The organism is Paraburkholderia sp. SIMBA_030 (assembly GCF_046535245.1).
Taxonomy (GTDB): domain Bacteria; phylum Pseudomonadota; class Gammaproteobacteria; order Burkholderiales; family Burkholderiaceae; genus Paraburkholderia.
Window position 1 is genome coordinate 1 of sequence record NZ_JAWRXB010000707.1, and the last position, 266, is coordinate 266.

The following is a 266-nucleotide window of genomic DNA, read 5'->3' on the forward strand; positions in this document are numbered from 1 at the left end:
GTGAGGGTAAACAACTGGCGGTATGGATGCGGCGGGACCAGAGAAAAATCACTCAGGGTCAATGCCAGCGCTTCGTTAATACAGATGTAGGTGTTCCACAGGGTAGCCAGCAGCATCCTGCGATGCAGATCCGGAACATAATGGTGCAGGGCGCTGACTTCCGCGTTTCCAGACTTTACGAAACACGGAAACCGAAGACCATTCATGTTGTTGCTCAGGTCGCAGACGTTTTGCAGCAGCAGTCGCTTCACGTTCGCTCGCGTATC

At 53.4% G+C, this 266-nt stretch carries 1 protein-coding gene; it reads left to right on the forward strand.

The window, feature by feature from the left end; all coding sequences use genetic code 11:
- The coding region (locus SB772_RS41780; protein WP_410838746.1) for a hypothetical protein at positions 1–266 on the forward strand (266 nt) is incomplete at both ends.